At 61.4% G+C, this 15,497-nt stretch carries 14 protein-coding genes; 7 read left to right on the plus strand and 7 right to left on the minus strand.

The window, feature by feature from the left end:
- Nucleotides 1–378 precede the first annotated feature (378 nt).
- Entirely contained in the window at nucleotides 379–1,923 is a 1,545-nt protein-coding gene (locus AAC077_RS03585; protein WP_339767937.1) for a helicase HerA-like domain-containing protein, read from the plus strand.
- A 100-nt stretch (nucleotides 1,924–2,023) separates the two neighbouring features.
- Here AAC077_RS03585 and AAC077_RS03590 read toward each other — a convergent pair whose 3' ends face one another.
- The 5 genes from AAC077_RS03590 to AAC077_RS03610 form a co-directional block, all read right to left on the minus strand.
- Nucleotides 2,024–3,349, minus strand: a complete 1,326-nt coding sequence (locus tag AAC077_RS03590; RefSeq protein ID WP_339766598.1) for a branched-chain amino acid ABC transporter permease — start codon at nucleotides 3,347–3,349, stop codon at nucleotides 2,024–2,026.
- Nucleotides 3,346–4,356 (minus strand): branched-chain amino acid ABC transporter permease, encoded by a 1,011-nt coding sequence (locus AAC077_RS03595; protein WP_339766600.1) that lies wholly within the window; start codon nucleotides 4,354–4,356, stop codon nucleotides 3,346–3,348. The genes AAC077_RS03590 and AAC077_RS03595 overlap by 4 nt, the downstream gene beginning before the upstream one ends.
- Before the next feature lie 72 nt (nucleotides 4,357–4,428).
- Nucleotides 4,429–5,253, minus strand: coding sequence for an ABC transporter ATP-binding protein (locus AAC077_RS03600; protein ID WP_339766602.1), 825 nt, complete (start codon nucleotides 5,251–5,253; stop codon nucleotides 4,429–4,431).
- On the minus strand, nucleotides 5,250–6,032 hold the full coding sequence (locus tag AAC077_RS03605) for an ABC transporter ATP-binding protein (RefSeq protein ID WP_114295377.1): 783 nt from the start codon (nucleotides 6,030–6,032) through the stop codon (nucleotides 5,250–5,252). Before AAC077_RS03605 ends, AAC077_RS03600 begins: the two co-directional genes overlap by 4 nt.
- Nucleotides 6,033–6,139: 107 nt before the next feature.
- On the minus strand, nucleotides 6,140–7,336 hold the full coding sequence (locus AAC077_RS03610) for an ABC transporter substrate-binding protein (RefSeq protein ID WP_339766607.1): 1,197 nt from the start codon (nucleotides 7,334–7,336) through the stop codon (nucleotides 6,140–6,142).
- Between the two features lie 173 nt (nucleotides 7,337–7,509).
- Between AAC077_RS03610 and AAC077_RS03615 the strand changes: the two genes are divergently transcribed.
- Nucleotides 7,510–8,619 carry a PQQ-dependent sugar dehydrogenase gene (locus AAC077_RS03615; protein WP_339766609.1) on the plus strand — a complete coding sequence of 370 codons (1,110 nt, stop codon included), beginning with the start codon at nucleotides 7,510–7,512 and terminating at the stop codon, nucleotides 8,617–8,619.
- A 15-nt stretch (nucleotides 8,620–8,634) separates the two neighbouring features.
- On the opposite strand, the gene AAC077_RS03620 is transcribed toward AAC077_RS03615, so the two are convergent.
- Complete coding sequence (locus tag AAC077_RS03620) at nucleotides 8,635–9,639, minus strand: GlxA family transcriptional regulator (protein WP_339766611.1); 1,005 nt, start codon at nucleotides 9,637–9,639, stop codon at nucleotides 8,635–8,637.
- Between the two features lie 213 nt (nucleotides 9,640–9,852).
- On the opposite strand from AAC077_RS03620, the gene AAC077_RS03625 reads away from it, so the two are divergent.
- Complete coding sequence (locus AAC077_RS03625; protein WP_339766613.1) at nucleotides 9,853–11,226, plus strand: 3-deoxy-7-phosphoheptulonate synthase class II; 1,374 nt, start codon at nucleotides 9,853–9,855, stop codon at nucleotides 11,224–11,226.
- 66 nt (nucleotides 11,227–11,292) lie between these two features.
- Here AAC077_RS03625 and AAC077_RS03630 read toward each other — a convergent pair whose 3' ends face one another.
- The gene (locus tag AAC077_RS03630) at nucleotides 11,293–11,958 is read right to left on the minus strand and encodes a PAS domain-containing protein (protein WP_339766615.1); all 666 of its coding nucleotides are present in this window, start codon (nucleotides 11,956–11,958) and stop codon (nucleotides 11,293–11,295) included.
- A gap of 246 nt (nucleotides 11,959–12,204) precedes the next feature.
- Between AAC077_RS03630 and AAC077_RS03635 the strand changes: the two genes are divergently transcribed.
- The 4 genes from AAC077_RS03635 to AAC077_RS03650 are packed head-to-tail and all read left to right on the plus strand — an operon-like array spanning nucleotide 12,205 to nucleotide 15,495.
- Nucleotides 12,205–13,119 carry a YicC/YloC family endoribonuclease gene (locus AAC077_RS03635; RefSeq protein ID WP_339766617.1) on the plus strand — a complete coding sequence of 305 codons (915 nt, stop codon included), beginning with the start codon at nucleotides 12,205–12,207 and terminating at the stop codon, nucleotides 13,117–13,119.
- A gap of 6 nt (nucleotides 13,120–13,125) precedes the next feature.
- A complete protein-coding gene (gene gmk, locus AAC077_RS03640) occupies nucleotides 13,126–13,785 on the plus strand; it encodes a guanylate kinase (RefSeq protein WP_339766619.1) in 660 nt (219 codons plus the stop codon).
- The gene (locus AAC077_RS03645) at nucleotides 13,782–14,306 is read left to right on the plus strand and encodes a gamma carbonic anhydrase family protein (RefSeq protein WP_339766621.1); all 525 of its coding nucleotides are present in this window, start codon (nucleotides 13,782–13,784) and stop codon (nucleotides 14,304–14,306) included. The genes gmk and AAC077_RS03645 overlap by 4 nt, the downstream gene beginning before the upstream one ends.
- 1 nt (nucleotide 14,307) lies before the next feature.
- Complete coding sequence (locus AAC077_RS03650; RefSeq protein WP_339766623.1) at nucleotides 14,308–15,495, plus strand: aminotransferase class I/II-fold pyridoxal phosphate-dependent enzyme; 1,188 nt, start codon at nucleotides 14,308–14,310, stop codon at nucleotides 15,493–15,495.
- Nucleotides 15,496–15,497 lie beyond the last annotated feature (2 nt).

Here is a 15,497-nt window from a genome sequence, read left to right on the forward strand (position 1 = left end):
TCACAGCCTGCCCGCACAAATAGAAAAGAGGACCCGCAAGGACCCTCTTTTCAAATGATGTCTCCCCGTCGGACTGGCCGACTTATTTTGATCGGAGACTAGGCAATGATACCGAAGCGGTCAACCGAAAATCCGATTGCGACCGCAATATCCGAAAAGCACAAGGAAATTTTCCGTGCTGGGCCAAAAACCGCCCTGTATTTCAGCAAAAAAGGCCGCACCCGAGGGCGCGGCCAGTCTGACAGGGAGGAAGTATTCCACACCAGAAGGACAAGTCGGTGCGGAATGAAAATGACTATGGCCCTAAAAGGTTAAGTTTGTATGGTCGGCACAACAGGTTTTGCCCGACGCAAGACCGCATCGGAACAGGACGGACAGATGGAAGACGCAGTATTTGTAGGGGGTGGCGGGCCAGAGTATGGCGTTCAGCAGGGGCTGAGCCTGAAATATGCCAACCGGCACGGGTTGATTGCGGGGGCCACCGGCACCGGCAAGACGGTGACACTGCAAATTCTGGCCGAAGGGTTCTCTGCCGCTGGTGTTCCGGTGTTCATGGCCGACGTCAAAGGGGATTTGTCCGGTCTGGCCAAGGCGGGCAGCACAACGGCGAAGCTGCACGTGCCCTTTACCGAACGCGCAGCCAAGATCGGCTTTACCGATTATTCCTATACGGCGTTTCCGGTCACGTTCTGGGATATGTTCGGCCAACAGGGCCATCCCGTACGCACCACAGTGTCTGAAATGGGACCGCTGCTGTTGACGCAGCTTCTGGAGCTCAGCGAGGCGCAAGAGGGGATTTTGAACATCGCCTTCCGTCTGGCCGACGAAGAAGGGCTGCCGCTGCTGGATCTGAAGGATTTGCAGGCACTGCTGGTCTGGATCGGCGAGAACGCCAAGGATCTGTCGCTGCGCTATGGCAACGTGTCAACCGCGTCAGTGGGCGCAATCCAGCGCCGGTTGCTGGTGTTGGAAAACCAGGGCGGCGCCAAGCTGTTTGGCGAACCGGCCCTGGCGCTGTCCGATCTGATGCGCTGTGATGCGGACGGGCGGGGCATGGTCAACATACTGGCGGCGGATCAACTGATGGCCTCGCCCAAGCTTTATGCGACGTTCCTGCTGTGGCTGCTGAGCGAGCTGTTCGAGGAACTGCCCGAAGTCGGCGACCCCGACAAACCCAAGCTGGTGTTCTTCTTTGACGAGGCGCACCTGTTGTTCGATGACGCCCCCAAGGCACTGATCAACAAGGTTGAACAGGTCGCGCGGCTGATCCGGTCCAAGGGCGTGGGGGTCTATTTTATCACCCAGAACCCGGCGGATGTGCCCGAAGACATCCTTGGCCAGCTTGGCAACCGGGTTCAGCACGCCCTGCGCGCCTTTACCGCCAAGGACCGCAAGGAACTGCGCATGGCGGCGGAAACCTACCGCGAAAACCCCGCCTTTGACACCGAAACGGCGATCCGCGAGGTCGGCGTGGGCGAAGCCGTAACCTCGATGTTGCAGAAAAAGGGCGTGCCGGGGATTGTCGAACGCACCCTGATCCGTCCGCCGTCGTCACAACTGGGGCCGATCACGCCGGACGAACGGGCAGGGGTCATGGCCGCATCGCCCATGGCGGGGAAATATGACACGCTGCTGGACCGCACATCGGCTTTTGAAATTCTCAGGGACCGTGCGGCCAAGGCAGCCGCCGAAGCGGCCAAGGCGGAAGAACAAGCCGAAGCCGCAGAAGAACCCGCCGCGCGCGATTTCAACGCAGGGCGCCGCTATTCCGGCACGCGGGTGACCCGGTCCACCTCGCGCGCGACGCGCAGCAGCACCAGCTTTGGCGATCAGATGACCAAGATGGTGGTGAAGGAACTGACCGGCACCACAGGCCGCCGCATCGTGCGCGGCATCCTGGGCGGGTTGTTCAAGGGACGTTGACAGCCTTGCCAGCTATGATGTGGCCCTTGCGTTCCGTTTGAAACCAAAAAGGCCCGCGCGGGATGCACGGGCCTTTTTTCATTTCAATGGATGCGCAGTCTCACCGCTCGGGGATCAACCCGCGCGGGCTGAACCGCAGCACCAGCAACAGCACCAGCCCCATCGTCAGCAACCGCATATGCGCGGCACTTTCGATCAGGTGCACCTTCAGCGGCGATCCCTCCGCCATCCCTGATGTGATCAGTTGCATCAGCAACAGCCCCATCGGTTCAACCTGAACCCACAGGAACCAGATCAGAAAGCCCCCCAGCACAGCGCCCAGATTGTTGCCTGACCCGCCGACAATCACCATCACCCAGATCAGAAAGGTAAAGCGCAGCGGCTGGTAGGTGCCCGGTGTCAACTGCCCGTCCAGCGTTGTCATCATCGCACCGGCAATCCCGCAGATCGCACTGCCCAGTATGAACACCTGCAAATGCCGCGCGGTCACGTCCTTGCCCATGGCTTCGGAGGCGTTTTCGTTGTCGCGGATGGCGCGCATCATACGGCCCCACGGGCTGTGCAGCGCGCGCTGTGCCAGCACGAACAGGATCACCAGAACCACTGCGAACAGACCCGCATAGACCAGCTTGACCCAGATCGTGGAAGCGGTGACGGGGTCCATCCCCAGACTTGCAGCCCGTTCCAGAAACGCCGGATCGCTTTGCAGCTCGATCTCGTAGGGGGCAGGCCGGGGCAGGCCGATCACGTTCTTCACGCCACGGCTCAGCCAGTCCTCGTTTTTCATCACGGCAATGATGATCTCGGCGATGCCCAGCGTGGCGATGGCCAGATAGTCGCTGCGCAGTCCAAGGGCGGTCTTGCCGATGACCCAGGCGACACCAGCCGCCAGCAAACCGCCAACAGGCCACGCCACCAAGGTCATCCAGCCCCAAGCCGCGCCGCCGGGGTTCAGGCCGCCCAGATAGCCGGTCGATGCAGGATCAATCGCTTCGATCCGTGCGACCGACGGGTCAAACAGCGCGCGGTACACAAAGAACCCGCCAATCAGCAGGGCCAGAACCACAACCGTGCGCAGCCAGCCTGCGGGCATCCGTTTGATCACCAATGCGGTCACCACAATCGTCGCGGCCCCCATCAGCAGCGCCACGATCACACCGCCACCGCCTGCGGCCCAGGCCTCGGGGGTGGGGGGCATGGACACCAGAACCGTGGCCAGACCGCCCAAGGCGACAAAGCCCATGATGCCCACGTTAAACAGCCCCGCGAACCCCCATTGCAGGTTGACGCCCAAAGCCATGATCGCGCTGATCAGACCAAAGTTCAGGATAAACAACGCCGAGTTCCAGCTTTGCAGAAATCCCGTGCCGATAATCAACACGGCAACCAGCGCGAACAGCGCGGTGTTTTTAACTGTCTCGTTCATACCGATTTCCCCGCGAACAGTCCGGTGGGCCGGAACAACAACACGATCAGCAAGATCACAAAGCTGACGGCGAATTTATAGTCGGTGCTCAGAAGCTGGGCCAACCCGTCGGGGGCCAGGCTTTCGGGCAGGGCATAGCCTGCCACCTTTTTCCACGCATAGGTCACCATGACCTCGGAAAAGGCGATGGTGAACCCGCCGGCGATGGCCCCAACCGGACTGCCCAGACCGCCAACGATGGCGCTGGCAAAGATCGGCAGCAGCAGTTGGAAATAGGTGAAGGGTTTGAACGACTTGTCCAGCCCATACAGAACACCCGCCACCGTGGCCAATGCGGCCACGATCAGCCATGTGATCATCACCACACGTTCGGGGTTGATCCCCGACAGCAGCGCCAGATCCTCGTTGTCGGAATAGGCGCGCATGGATTTGCCGGTGCGGGTGCGGTTCAGGAACCAGAACAGGGCAATCACCACGATCACGGCCGTGATCACCGTGATCCCTTGGGTGGTCTTGATCGCCAACCCTTCCTCAAGCCCGGTCATCTCCTTGAACGTGCGCACGGACACGATGAACCGTTCGCCATCGGCAAAGCGTTGGTCGTCGGGGCCAATGATAAAGCGCACCAGACCGTTCATGATGAACATCACGCCCAGCGACACGATCACAAGGATCACCGGCTTGGCCTTTTGTTCGCGGTAGAATTTATACACCACGCGGTCGGTGAACAGCAGCAGCGCCATACAGCCCAGAATGCCAAAAGGCAGGGCCAGCAGCGCCGTGGGCACAGGCCCCAGCGAAATGCCCCAGCTTTGGAACAGCCACGTGAACAGGATGGTCACCATGGTGCCGAAGGCCATCGTATCGCCGTGGGCAAAGTTGGAAAACCGCAGAATGCCGTAGATCAGCGTGACCCCCAGCGCCCCCAGCGCAAGCTGGCTGCCATAGGCAATCGCAGGGATCAGGACAAAGTTGGAAAGCGCCACAAAGGCGTTGAGAAGATCCATTATGCACAGCCTCCGGTCGGGTTGGTGCCCAGCGGGCTGTGGATGCGGGGTGTTGAAGCGTGATACATATCCTCAGCCCCCCAAGAACGATTTGCGGACTTCGGGATCGGCCAACAATTCCTTGCCGGTGCCGGTGAACGCATTGCCGCCCTGCACCAGAACATAGCCCTTGTCGGCAATCTCCAGCGCCTGACGCGCGTTCTGTTCGACCATCAGGATCGGAATGCCCGTGCGGGCGACCTCGATGATGCGGTCGAACAGTTCGTCCATGACGATGGGGCTGACGCCCGCCGTGGGTTCGTCCAGCATCAGCACCTTGGGGCGCGTCATCAGCGCGCGGCCCACGGCGACCTGTTGGCGTTGACCGCCCGACAGTTCGCCCGCCGCCTGACGGCGCTTTTCCTTGAGGATCGGGAACAGGTCATAAACCTGCGCCATCGTATCGCGGAAATCGTCGCGGCGGATGAATGCGCCCATTTCCAGGTTTTCCTCGACAGTCATCGAGGTGAAGATGTTCGAGGTTTGCGGCACGAAACCCATGCCCTTGGCCACGCGGTCCTGCGGGCTGAGGTCGGTAATATCCTCGCCGTCCAGCCGGACCGAGCCTTGGCGCACGTCCAGCATCCCGAACACCGCCTTCATCGCGGTGGATTTGCCGGCACCATTGGGGCCGACGATCACGGCAATCTCGCCTGCGTCCACGGCCACGGTGCAGTCGTGCAGAATGTCAGGGCCGTTGCCATAGCCGCCCGTCATGCTGTCACCGATCAGGAACGCATTGCGCGTGTTCATCGCCGCACCGGTGCCGGGGTGGGCCGACAGGGTGCCGGTGCCCTTGGGGTTGGCAATCGACGCGTCCTTGTTGCCGCGCCCGTCCGTATAGGGATTGCTGCTCATGCGCCCACCTGCTCTTTGTTTTTCAGGCCGGTGCCCAGATAGGCCTCGATCACATGCTCGTTGGCCTTGATCTCGTCCAACGTGCCCTCGGCCAGAACCTTGCCCTCGGCCATGCAGATCACGGGGTCGCAGATCTTGCCGATGAAATCCATGTCGTGTTCGATCACGACGAATGTGTAATTGCGTTCCTGGTTCAGGCGCAGGATCGCGTCACCGATGGTGTTCAGCAGCGTGCGGTTCACGCCGGCACCAACCTCGTCCAGAAACACGATCTTGGCGTCCACCATCATGGTGCGCCCCAGCTCCAACAGCTTTTTCTGACCGCCCGAGATCTGGCCTGCCTTGTGATCGGCCAGATGTTCCACCGTCAGAAACTCCAGAACCTCGTCCGCCTTGGCGCGCAGGGCGCGTTCCTCGTCGGCGATGCGTTTGCGGCCGAACCACGTGTTCCACAGGGTTTCGCCCGACTGGTTGCCCGGCACCATCATCAGGTTCTCGCGGCAGGTCATCGACGAAAATTCATGGGCGATCTGGAACGTGCGCAGCAGCCCCTTGTGGAACAGCGTGTGCGGCGGCAGGCCGGTGATGTCCTCTCCATTCATCGTGACACGGCCAGAGGTTGGCTTAAGAACCCCCGCGATCACATTGAAAAGAGTGGTTTTTCCGGCGCCATTCGGGCCAATCAGCCCGGTGATTGATCCCGGCTGGATCGACAGGCTGGCCCCGTCTACGGCGTGAAATCCGCCGAAATGTTTGTGAATGTCGTCGACGACGATCATTGGCGTTCCATCCCCTGTGAGTATGCGGCCCTCGTTAAGCGGGGCCTGCTTCATACTTGAAACGGCCCGAAGATACCTTCGGGCCGTTCCGTGCATTCAAAAGCGGTTTAGCGGTATTTGATGGTCGAATACTTGCCGTCAGAGAATTCGATTTCCTGATAGTTGCCAGCCGATTCACCGGGGCCGATCAGTTCAACAGCGGACGCGCCTTCATAGTCGACATCCTGACCGTTCTTGATCAGTTCCAACGCCTTGGCCAGCTCACCGGGATAGATTTTCTCGCCCGGTGCGTTGGCGACGTCCATCACCTTGTCCTTGTAATCAGCCGAGTCCATCGAGTCGGCCGCTTGCATCGCCAGCATGATCAGCGCCGCTGCGTCATAGCTTTCGGGTGCAAATGCGCCGGTGCCGTCAAATCCGGCCGCTTTGGCCAGTTCCACGAACTTGGCAGCGCCTTCGCTGTCGGTGCCGGGGTATGCGCCATACGAGCCGTTCAGTTCAGCGCCGAAGTTTTCGTTCAGCTTTTCACCAACCATGCCGTCCGGGAAATAGAAGGTGTCGAACGCACCGGTGTCGATGGACGAACGGACAATGCCCGAACCGCCTTGGTCAACATAGCCCGCAACAACCAGAGTTTCACCGCCAGCGGATGCCAGCGCGCCAACTTCAGCCGAATAGTCGGCCTTGCCGTCTTCGTGCGATGTAGAGATGGTGACCGTGCCGCCAGCCTCTTCAAAGGCTGCCTGGAACGCATCCGCCAGACCCTTGCCATAGTCGTTGTTGGTATAGGTCACCGCGACCTCTTTGACGCCGCGATCTTGCAGGATCTCGGTCATGATCACGCCTTGGCGCGCATCCGACGGGGCCGTGCGGAAGAACAGGCCGTCATCTTCCGCGGTGGACAGGCCGGGCGACGTGGCCGACGGCGAAATCATCACGATGCCGTTGGGACGCGCTGCGTTTTGCAGGATCGCACCGGTCACACCCGAACAGTCGGCGCCCATGATGGCCGACACCTTGTCCGATGTGATCAGACGCTCGGCCGCCGATGTGGCGGCACCGGCGTCGATGCACGTGCTGTCGCCGCGGATCGAGGTAACCTTGGCACCGTCCAGCAGCGCGCCGCTGTCGGACACTTCGGCCATTGCCAGTTCGGCACCGGCACCCATCGCGGGGGTGATCGATTCCAGCGGGCCGGTAAAGCCGAGGATGACGCCGATCTTAACCTCTTTCGCGTGCCCCGCGGCAAAGGCCGTGCCGGTCATCAATGCGGTGGCCGCTGTGGCCATCAAAAACTTTTTCATGTTGTAACTCCCTTATTGGAACTTTGCGTTCTGGAGCGGAGCCTAAGCACGTCGATCTCAAAAGAAAAGATGTTTCAGGTGGGATTGTTCTTGGTCAACACCTTTGGAAAACCAGGATTTTCGACCTATCTGTATTTTCGGGAAACTTATTCTGTCTGGTGAAAGGTGCGGTAATGCGACATCTCGTGATTCTAAGTGCGATCTTGATTTTTGGTGTCTTTGTTGCGTTGCCGCAAGGTCATGCACAACAGACGTCCGCAGGGAACATCACCTTCTCGGCGCAGGTGTCTGACCTGGACACGCCTTGGGCTTTTGCGTTCCTGCCGGATGGCGCGATCCTGATCACCGAACGGCAAGGCACGCTCTTGCACATCGGTCCCGACGGCACCCGCAGCACAGTGTCGGGCGTGCCGGATGTCGCCGCAAGCGGGCAGGGCGGGTTGCTGGACATCACCTTGCCCCGCGATTTTTCCGACAGCCGCACGGTCTGGCTGACCTATGCCAGGCCACAAGACAACGGTGCAGGCACCGCGCTGGCCTCGGGCACTTTGTCTGCGGATGGTTTGACGCTGAGCGATGTGAAAACCCTGTTCGAGATGAAGCCCGGAAACCGCGGCGGCGTGCATTTTGGCAGCCGTGTAGTCGAAGCGGCAGATGGCACGCTGTTCGTCACAATGGGCGAGCGGGGTCAGGGGGCGTTGTCCCAGGATCTGAACCAGCACAACGGCAAGGTCGTGCGGGTGATGCGGGACGGGTCTGTGCCAGCGGACAATCCCTTTGTGGGGCAGGCGGATGCGCTGCCTGAAATCTGGTCCTACGGCCACCGCAACCCGCAAGGAGCAGCACTGGATGCCGATGGCCGCCTGTGGGTCAGCGAACACGGGGCCAAGGGCGGGGACGAGGTGAACCTGATCGCCAAGGGGGCCAACTATGGCTGGCCTGTCATCAGCTATGGCCGGAACTACAACGGGTCCAGAATTGGTCAGGGCACTGAAAAGGACGGTATGCAGCAACCCGCGCACTATTGGGACCCGTCCATCGCCCCCTCGGGGGCAATGTTCTATGACGGCGCGATGTTCCCAGACTGGCAGGGCAATCTGTTCGTGGGTGCGCTGAAATTCAACTATATCAGCCGCTTGCAGATCGACGGCGACACGGCGCGAGAGGTCGAGCAGATCAAAGCCCCCGAGACAGCCCGCGTCCGCGACATCCAGACGGCCCCGGACGGCAGCATCTGGTTTCTGGCGGTCGCCGACGGCACGCTGTACCGGATGGCGCGTTGATCTAGGGGCAGCCCCTTAAAGCCCCGCCCGTGCCGCGTGCGACCCCCGCTCGCGGTAGGGCGTCGTGTCGTAATGCGCGCGGTAGCATTTCGAGAAATGCGAGGGCGAGGCAAAGCCGCAGGCCAGCGCCACGTTGATCACGCTCATGTCCGTCTGCATCAGCAGGTTGCGCGCCTTTTGCAGGCGCAGCTCCATATAATACCGCTTGGGCGAGCGGCTGAGATAGCGCCGGAACAGCCGTTCCAACTGACGCGTGGACATGCCCACATCCTTGGCCAGCACCGACGGGCTGATCGGCTCTTCGACGTTGGTTTCCATGATCTGGATGACCTGGCTCAGCTTCGGATGCCGCACGCCGATGCGGGTGGGCACGGACAACCGCTGGGTGTCCTGATCGGTGCGGATCGACGAATAGATCAACTGATCGGCCACCGCATTGGCCATATCCTCGCCGTGGTCATCGGCAATCAGCTTCAGCATCAGGTCGATCGACGACGTACCGCCCGCCGTCGTAATCCGTTGACCATCCACGACAAAAACCGATTTTGTCAGGTTCACCTCTTCGAATTCCTCGGCAAAGCTGTCCTGATTTTCCCAGTGAATCGTCGCTTTTTTGCCATCCAGCAGACCGGCGCGGGCCAGCGAATAGGCGGCGGTGCACAGCCCCCCCATTTGCAGCCCCTTGCGCGCCTCACGACGCAGCCAGCCCAACAAGCGCTTGCTGGTGGCGTCCTGCACGTCGATGCCGCCACAGACCATGACCGTGTCATCGCGAGTCAGCTCTTCCAGATCGCCGTCCAGCTTGAACGCAGTTCCCGCCGAACAGACCGCCGTGTCGCCGCCTTCACCGATAATGCGCCATTCGTACAGATCGCGGCCCGCCATCCGGTTGGCAATACGCAGGCTTTCCACCGCAGCCGAAAAACACAGCAGCGTAAAATTGTTCAACAAAACAAAAACGTAACGTTGGGGCTTGCCCGACTGATCGGGCCGTGTTGCGGCAGTGCGCGTCTGGGACATGGTTGCGTCCTTCTCATTCAGTTTCGACAAAGACCCGACCCCTGCGAACAGACATCTTATTCATCGGGCCTTTGCAGGCCATGGCGGAAACTCTGCCCACGCATGGACTGCGACGTCAAGAGGTCGCATTTGACGTATGGCCAGTCATAGCACGCTTTTGTATAAGCCCCTGCACAGGGTGGCTGTACCACAGCCCGAACACGGAGAGACATTATGAGCGAATGGTCGAAATCGGATTGGCGCAACAAGCCCCGGATCCAGATGCCTGACTATACAGACACAGCTGCACTCGAGGCGGTTACCGCCCAGTTGTCGAAGTATCCGCCGCTTGTCTTTGCGGGCGAGGCGCGCAGGCTCAAGGCGCATCTTGGGGCCGCCAGCCGGGGCGAGGCGTTTCTGTTGCAGGGCGGCGATTGCGCCGAAGCCTTTGAGCAGTTCAGCGCCGACGGGATTCGCGACACCTTCAAGGTGATGCTGCAAATGGCAATGGTGCTGACCTTTGGCGCCAAGGTGCCGGTGATCAAGGTCGGCCGTATGGCAGGCCAGTTCGCCAAGCCGCGCAGTGCCCCCACCGAGGTGATCGACGGCGTCGAGTTGCCCAGCTATCGCGGCGACATCATCAACGGGCTGGACTTCACGCCCGAGGCGCGCATTCCCGATCCGGCGAAAATGCTGCAAGCCTACACACAGGCCGCAGGCACGCTGAACCTGTTGCGGGCTTTTTCGACCGGTGGTTTTGCCGACATGAACCGGGTTCATTCGTGGACGCTGGGCTTTACCGACAGCGAAGACGCCGCCAAATACGCCGAGATTGCCAACCGCATTCAGGACACCATTGATTTCATGGGGGCCGCTGGCATCAACTCGAAAACCACGCATGAATTTTCGACGGTTGAGTTCTACACCAGCCACGAAAGCCTGTTGCTGGAGTATGAAGAGGCGCTGACGCGGATTGATACGACTTCGGGCAAATGGCTGGCAGGATCGGGGCACATGATCTGGATCGGTGACCGCACCCGTCAGCCGGACGGCGCGCATGTGGAATACGCACGTGGCGTGCAAAACCCGATTGGTCTGAAATGCGGCCCGACGACCTCCGCCGACGACCTGAAGGTGCTGATGGCCAAACTGAACCCCGAAAACGAAGCGGGCCGCCTGACACTGATCGCGCGCTTTGGCGCGGGCAGCGTGGGCGACCACCTGCCGCGTCTGATCAAGGCGGTGCAGGAAGAGGGCGCGAACGTGCTGTGGACCTGTGACGCGATGCACGGCAACACCATCAAGTCGTCGTCGGGCTACAAAACCCGTCCGTTTGAAAGCGTTCTGCGCGAGGTGCGCGAATTCTTTGGCGTGCATCAGGCCGAGGGCACCATCCCCGGCGGCGTGCATTTCGAGATGACCGGGCAGGACGTGACCGAATGCACCGGTGGTGTACGGGCCGTCAGCGACGAAGACCTGTCAGATCGCTACCACACCGCTTGCGACCCGCGCCTGAACGCCAGCCAGTCGCTGGAACTGGCGTTCCTTGTGGCCGAAGAACTGACCGCACGGCGCAATACGCAAACCAGCCAGCAACACGTCGGCTGACCTTTTGCCGCAAGGGTTCCCTGCGGGGAATCCTTGCGGTTTTCCAATCTGGAAATCCGCGTTCCGTCAGTCGGTTTTCGTGTCGGTCTTGATCAATCGCAGATAGGGCACATCGCCCGACCGCCGCCCTTTGACAAACGGCTTTGCATCCTCTGCCATACCGCTTTCGCGTTTCGGCGTCTGCTTTGGCGCGGTATCATCAGACCGCAGCGACGTGGTCGCGGGGGCTTTGATCGGGCGGGTGGTGACCGACGTGATGTCGAACCGCCGCGGTTTGCGCCCGATTGTGCCGCGCGCGACGAAACAGCCCAAGGCACGGCTGACATCGCCCAGGTCACTTTTCAACGGCAGCAGAATCATGCGCGCATCCAGCGCAGGCTTGTCAAATCCCGCGGGCGCGTTCAGATGAAATTCGCACACAGCCGGGCGTTGGAACACCTCTTCCAGCGCGTCGCCAACCTGCCGCCGGCCATCCGGTGAAATCAGCGCTGTCAGCGGCATCCCCCGCACTTCCATGCCCATCAGGTCGCCCAGATGGCTGCCTGCAATGCGCAGGCGCGCCATGCCGGGGGCGATACGTTCCAGAATGAAAGTATATTCCAGCGCGGTTTCGATTCCGCGCGGGTCGATCTCGGACCGCTTCGGCATCAACCGGGTGCGGCGCAACGCCTCCCAATAGCCCTCGACCTGCGCCAGGGCGGAAAAGCCGGAATCTGACTGAAAGTCTGTCATAGCCACCACATTCTGCGGGTTCCGGTCGAAGAAATCCATTACGTGCCCACCTAAGCCTATGTGCGCAGACAGGTCTGCCGCATCGTTACCAAACCATTAATAACCGAACCCTTCGTTCATCGGGCGAAAATCTTAAGAGTTGGTTAACGACCCACCGCCCGAGTTCACTTTTCGCGGCGTTCCGCCGGTGCAGTGACGCGCGGGTTTGGGTTGCCCACCGCACCCCATTGGCCGTATTGCAGTCGCATGAGCAAAACAGCCCCAAACCCCGCCCTTCACTCCATGACCGCCTTTGCCACCTCGGCGGGCGAAAGCGGGGCGTACCGCTGGAACTGCGAGCTGCGCAGCGTCAACGGCAAGGGGTTGGACATCCGCGTGCGTGCGCCCGACTGGGTCGACGGGCTGGAAGTTGCGTTGCGCGGGCAGGTGGCGGCGCATGTGGCGCGGGGCAATGTCACGCTGAACGTGCGCGTCACCCGCGAAGATGCGGCGGTGACCGTACAGGTCAACGATGCGCAACTGTCCGCCATGCTGGCCGCCCTGACCGAGATCGAGGCGCAGGCGATGGACCTTGGCCTGTCGCTGGCCCCGTCCAAGGCCACTGATATTGCCGTCATGCGCGGTGTGCTGGAACAATCCAGCGCCGATCAGGACACCGGCCCGCTGAAAGCGGCGCTTGTGGCCGACGTGACCGCGTTGGTGCAGGATTTCGTGCAGATGCGCGCAGGCGAAGGCGCAGCACTGGCCAAGGTGCTGCACGCCCAACTGGACGCGGTCGCAGACCTGACCACCCAAGCCGCCGGAATCGCCGAAGCCCGACAGGACGAGGTCGCACAAAACCTGCGCCGCGCACTGGCCCGCATCCTGGACAACGCCGACGGACTGGACGAGGCCCGCATCGCGCAAGAACTGGCGCTGCTGGCGGTCAAGGCGGACATCACCGAGGAAATCGACCGTCTGCGCGCCCATGTTGCCGCCGCCCGCGATCTGATCACCGCCGCAGGCCCGGTGGGGCGCAAGCTGGATTTCCTGATGCAAGAGTTCAACCGCGAGGCCAACACCCTGTGCTCGAAAGCACAAAATACCGATCTGACACGGGTGGGTCTGGCGCTGAAGGCGCTGATCGACCAGATGCGTGAACAAGTGCAGAATGTGGAGTAACCGCCAATGACAACCGACCGCCGCAAGAACGACCGCCGGGGCCTGCTGATGATTCTGTCTTCGCCTTCGGGTGCCGGCAAAAGCACGCTGGCCAAACGGTTGCGCGCCTGGGACACCTCGATCAGCTTTTCCGTCTCGGCCACCACACGTCCGCCGCGCGTGGGCGAAGTGGACAAGTTCGATTATCACTTCGTGTCTGAAAACGAATTCAAGACCATGGTGAACAACGACGAGATGCTGGAACATGCCCACGTTTTCGGCAATTTCTACGGCTCGCCCACCGCACCTGTGCGCGCCGCCATCGAACAGGGCAACGATGTGCTGTTTGACATCGACTGGCAGGGCGCGCAGCAAATTCGCAACTCGTCGCTGGGGATGCACACCCTGTCGGTGTTCCTGCTGCCCCCCAGCATCACCGAATTGCGCCGCCGGCTTGAGGCACGCGGACAGGACAGCAAAGAGGTCATCGACCAGCGCATGAAAAAGTGCTGGGATGAAATCAGCCATTGGGACGGCTATGATTACGTTCTGGTCAATGATGATCTGGACGAAACCGAAAACAGCCTTAAAAAGATCATCGACGTCGCACGGATGCGGCGCAGTCAGCAACCGAACCTGACCGAGCATGTGCGCAAACTTCAATCCGAGTTTCAGGAGCAACTATGACCATTTTCGCCTTGGGCGCGGATCGCCCCGATATTCATCCCGACACATGGGTTGCCCATGATGCCAACCTGATCGGCAAGGTCGTGATGGAAGAGGGCAGCAGCGTCTGGTTCGGGGTCACCATCCGCGCCGACCACGAGGAAATCCGCATCGGTCGCGGCAGCAACGTGCAGGAAAACTGTGTGATGCACATCGACCGCGGCTATCCGCTGACCATCGGCGAAAACTGCACCATCGGTCACAAGGTCATGCTGCATGGCTGCACCATCGGCAACAACAGCCTGATCGGCATGGGGGCCACCATCCTGAACGGTGCCAAGATCGGCAACAACTGCCTGATCGGGGCAGGCGCGCTGATCACCGAAGGCAAGGTGATCCCCGACGGGTCACTGGTGATGGGCGCACCCGGCAAAGTGGTGCGCGAACTGGACGCCGCAGCGATCAAGGGGCTTGAGGCCAGCGCGCTGCATTATCAAGACAACATGCGCCGTTTCCGTGACGGCATGACCAAGGTCGGCTAAAATGCGCAACGAAAAAGGATCGCTGATCCGTCCCGTCCCATTGCCCGGCAGCGCATCGCGCCCGGTTGTCACGCCTTTGTCGCCCTCGGTGGTCTATGCCAGCGACACCCCCGACATGCTGGACAGCCAGTACGAGGGCAAACTGCACGGCTATACCTACAGCCGCGAAGGGCACCCCAACGCCGATGTGGTCGCGGGCCTGCTGGACCGTATGGAGAACGCGCCGAACCCCGGTGTCGTGACCTCAAGCGGGATGGCGGCGGTGTCGGCGGTGTTGCTGGGTCTGCTCAAATCCGGCGATCACGTGATCGGTGGCAACCAGCTTTATGGCCGGTCTTTGCGGATGATGGCCGAAGACCTGCCGCGTCTGGGCATTGAAACCACATTGGCCGATCCCGGTGACGTCGACGCCGTGCGCGCCGCCCTGCGCCCCGAAACCCGGATGATCCTGGTCGAGGTGGTGTCGAACCCGACGCTACGCGTGGCCGATATGGTGGGGCTGGCCCAGTTGGCCAAGGACGCGGGCGTGCTGCTGGTGGTCGACAACACGTTCACCACGCCGCGCGCCTATCAGCCGTTTGAACATGGCGCCGACATCGTGATCCATTCGGTGACCAAGCTGCTGGCGGGCCATTCCGACGTGATGCTGGGCTATGTCGCGGCGCGCGATGCGGCGATCAACACGCGGCTGCGGGTGTTCACCGTGACCGCGGGCATGACACCCAGCCCGTTTGACTGCTGGCTGGCGGAACGCGGTATGCTCAGTTTCGAGCTGCGGTTTGAACGCTGCCAGTCTACGGCGATGAAACTGGCCGACGCTTTGGCGGGCTTTGGCGGGGTCAAGCGTGTGATCTACCCTGCGCGCACCGACCACCCCGACCACGCCCGCGCCGCCGACCTGCTGCAAGGGCGCTGGTGCAATATGGTCAGCTTCGAGCTGGACGGCGGCCGCGACGCCGCCAATGCGTTCACCACCGCCGCCGAAGGTCTGAGCTTTGCGCCGACCCTGGGCGACGTGGGCACCACGCTGTCGCATCCTGCCTCGTCCTCGCACCGTGCGCTGACGGCAGAGCGGCGCGAGGCCCTTGGCATGTCCGAGGGGTTCTTTCGCGTGTCCGTGGGTCTGGAAGACCCCGATGCGCTGGTCGCCGTCTTTGAACGCGCTGTCGCCGCCGCCGTGCGGGCCTAGGG

This window comes from uncultured Pseudosulfitobacter sp. (assembly GCF_963976325.1).
In the GTDB taxonomy this organism is placed as follows: Bacteria; Pseudomonadota; Alphaproteobacteria; order Rhodobacterales; family Rhodobacteraceae; genus Pseudosulfitobacter.

Bases quoted from the DNA above. Each gene is read 5' to 3' on its own strand.
- AAC077_RS03585 (WP_339767937.1), top strand. From the start codon at position 379: ATGGAAGACGCAGTATTTGTAGGGGGTGGCGGGCCAGAGTATGGCGTT.
- AAC077_RS03590 (WP_339766598.1), bottom strand. From the start codon at position 3,349: ATGAACGAGACAGTTAAAAACACCGCGCTGTTCGCGCTGGTTGCCGTG.
- AAC077_RS03595 (WP_339766600.1), bottom strand. From the start codon at position 4,356: ATGGATCTTCTCAACGCCTTTGTGGCGCTTTCCAACTTTGTCCTGATC.
- AAC077_RS03600 (WP_339766602.1), bottom strand. From the start codon at position 5,253: ATGAGCAGCAATCCCTATACGGACGGGCGCGGCAACAAGGACGCGTCG.
- AAC077_RS03605 (WP_114295377.1), bottom strand. From the start codon at position 6,032: ATGATCGTCGTCGACGACATTCACAAACATTTCGGCGGATTTCACGCC.
- AAC077_RS03610 (WP_339766607.1), bottom strand. From the start codon at position 7,336: ATGAAAAAGTTTTTGATGGCCACAGCGGCCACCGCATTGATGACCGGC.
- AAC077_RS03615 (WP_339766609.1), top strand. From the start codon at position 7,510: ATGCGACATCTCGTGATTCTAAGTGCGATCTTGATTTTTGGTGTCTTT.
- AAC077_RS03620 (WP_339766611.1), bottom strand. From the start codon at position 9,639: ATGTCCCAGACGCGCACTGCCGCAACACGGCCCGATCAGTCGGGCAAG.
- AAC077_RS03625 (WP_339766613.1), top strand. From the start codon at position 9,853: ATGAGCGAATGGTCGAAATCGGATTGGCGCAACAAGCCCCGGATCCAG.
- AAC077_RS03630 (WP_339766615.1), bottom strand. From the start codon at position 11,958: ATGACAGACTTTCAGTCAGATTCCGGCTTTTCCGCCCTGGCGCAGGTC.
- AAC077_RS03635 (WP_339766617.1), top strand. From the start codon at position 12,205: ATGAGCAAAACAGCCCCAAACCCCGCCCTTCACTCCATGACCGCCTTT.
- gmk (WP_339766619.1), top strand. From the start codon at position 13,126: ATGACAACCGACCGCCGCAAGAACGACCGCCGGGGCCTGCTGATGATT.
- AAC077_RS03645 (WP_339766621.1), top strand. From the start codon at position 13,782: ATGACCATTTTCGCCTTGGGCGCGGATCGCCCCGATATTCATCCCGAC.
- AAC077_RS03650 (WP_339766623.1), top strand. From the start codon at position 14,308: ATGCGCAACGAAAAAGGATCGCTGATCCGTCCCGTCCCATTGCCCGGC.